At 63.2% G+C, this 2,665-nt stretch carries 1 protein-coding gene; it reads right to left on the bottom strand.

From position 1 onward, the window contains the following. Window positions 1-39: 39 nt before the first annotated feature. Window positions 40-2,520, bottom strand: coding sequence for a ligase-associated DNA damage response DEXH box helicase (locus CER19_RS23705; protein ID WP_116668190.1), 2,481 nt, complete (start codon window positions 2,518-2,520; stop codon window positions 40-42). Between the last annotated feature and the right edge of the window lie 145 nt (window positions 2,521-2,665).

The following is a 2,665-nucleotide window of genomic DNA, read 5'->3' on the forward strand; positions in this document are numbered from 1 at the left end:
GCCATAGCTCTTCACCTTCCAGCGTCAGTGGGTAATGCATCAGCCTTGCCTTTTGTCGGCGACTTTTTCCAGGTCCTTGACCATCCGCGCGATGCGCTCCGAGAGTTTTTCCGAGCTCATGCTTTCGCGCATCCTTTCTACCAGCAGCGGAAAGGCCAGGGGCGTGGGCCGCTGGATCCTGTGCAGGTCCAACTTCAATGTCGACAGGTGATTCAGCGTCTGTTCCAGCCGGCGAATATCGAGCTCGTCCCGTAGAACTTCTTCCCCTGCCTGGGCCAGCAGCAGGTTCTGTGGGTCATATTGCTTGAACACTTCAAAGAACAAACCGCTGGAAGCCTGCACTTGTCGCGTGCTTTTCGGCGCGCCGGGATACCCGGCAAATACCAGCCCGGCGATTCGCGCAATCTCGCGAAAGCGGCGCAGGGCCAGTTCGCCGGCATTGAGGCTGGCGACCACGTCCGCCAGCAGGCCTTGGGGGCTCAGCAACCTAGTATTCAACAACTGGGGCCACTGCACCTCGGTGGCGCTTAACAGCTCCAGGCCATAATCATTCACCGCAATCGAAAAGGTCAGCGGCTGCTGCTGGCTGACCCGCCACGCCAGCAAACTGGCTAGGCCCAGGTGTACCTGGCGGCCAGCGAATGGGTACAGAAACAGGTGCCAGCCCTCCCGCGACCGCAGGGTCTCGGCCAGCAGATGTTCGCGTGTCGGCAGGCCCGACCAATGCAATTGGGTGTGCAGCAACGGTTGTACCGCCAGCATCTCCGGGCCATCGAAGTGCCCGTGCGCGGCGGCATCAAAACGCTCGACCACCGCTTGGGCCAGTTCGTTGGAAAGGGGCATACGCCCGCCATTCCAGCGTGGCACGGCGGCTTTTTTCGCGTTGCTGCGGCGTACAAAGGCGGTCATGTTTTCCACGCGCACCAGTTCCAGCAACCGCCCGGCGAACAGAAACCCATCCCCCGGCTTGAGCCTTGCAATAAAGCCTTCCTCGACACTGCCCAGGTTCTTGCCGCCGCCGCCTTTGCTCCAGAACTTGAGCTGGATGCTGGCGTCACTGACGATGGTGCCCACGCTCATGCGATGGCGGCGTGCCAGGCGGGCATCCGGAACACGCCAGATGCCGTGCTCATCAGGCTCCACCCGGCGGTAATCCGGATAAGCGGTGAGTGACAGGCCACCATGGCGCACAAACCCCAGGGCCCAGGCCCAGTCCGCTTCGGTAAGGTCGCGATAGGCCCAGGCGCCGCGGACTTCGTCCAGCAGTGCCGCCGGGGTAAAGCCGCCGCCCAAGGCCATGCTGACCAGGTGTTGTACCAGCACATCCAGCGGTTTGTGCGGTGATTCCCGCGCTTCGATGTGCCGTTGGGCGATCGCGTCCTGGGCGGCCGCGGCTTCCACCAGCTCCAGGCTGTGGGTTGGCACCAGCGTTATCCGTGAGGGCCGCCCTGGTGCGTGGCCGGAACGTCCGGCGCGTTGCATCAGCCGCGCTACGCCCTTGGCGGAGCCGATTTGCAGCACCCGTTCCACCGGCAGGAAGTCCACGCCCAGGTCGAGGCTGGAAGTGCACACCACTGCCTTGAGCTGTCCATCTTTCAACGCTCGCTCCACCCAGTCCCGGGTCTCTCGCGATAACGAACCGTGGTGCAGGGCAATCAAGCCGGCCCAGTCCGGACGAGCGTCCAGAATCGCCTGGTACCAGATCTCGGATTGCGCCCGGGTGTTGGTAAATACCAGGCAACTGCTGCTGGCCTCTACCTCGGCTACCACTTGCGGCAACATCTTCAAACCGATATGCCCGGCCCAGGGAAAGCGCTCGGTGACGGGCGGCAGCAAGGTGTCGACCTTCAGTACCTTGGCCGTTTGCCCCTGTACATTGATGCCGCCGCCCTGTGGGACCAGTACTTCCAACGCGTGGGCCTGATTACCCAGCGTCGCGGAAATACCCCACACCATCAACTCAGGATGCCAGCGCCGCAAGCGTGCCAGCGCCAGTTGCAACTGCACGCCGCGCTTGTTTCCGATCAACTCATGCCATTCATCCACGATGACCAGGCGCAGGTGTGCCAGGCTGGTCTCACTGTCGGCACGGGCCAGCATCAACGTCAGGCTTTCCGGGGTGGTGACCAGGGCAGTGGGCTGGCGGCGGGTCTGGCGTGCGCGTTCGCTGCTGCTGGTATCGCCGGTGCGCAGGCCCACGCTCCAGGGAATGTGCAGGGCCTCCAACGGTGCTTGCAGGGCGCGTGCGGAGTCAGCGGCCAGGGCGCGCATCGGCGTGATCCACAGGACGGTCAGCGGCTCGGCAGGCGGTTTGCGTTTGCCTGTGGCGGGCGGGCGGGTGATGGCGAAACGATTGAGTGCGGCAAACCATAGGGCATAGGTTTTACCCGCCCCGGTGCTGGCATGCAGTAACCCCGACTGGCCGGCCCTGACCGCGGCCCATACCTCTTTCTGAAAGGCGAATGGCTTCCAGCCTTGGGTGGCAAACCATTGCTTGGCGAAGTCGTGGGTTTTTGCCATGCGGCAGCGGACGCTCTGGAGGGGTTAGTTCAAAGACCCTTCAAGCAGTGCCGACGTTCCAACTGCCTAATGCCAGTCAGTTAAGCAGGAGCGCTGCACTGTGGCGAGGGAGCTTGCTCCCGCTGGACTGCGTAGCAGTCCCCGT

The sequence above is a fragment of the Pseudomonas sp. GL93 genome (assembly GCF_003408955.1).
Taxonomy (GTDB): Bacteria; Pseudomonadota; Gammaproteobacteria; order Pseudomonadales; family Pseudomonadaceae; genus Aquipseudomonas; species Aquipseudomonas paracarnis.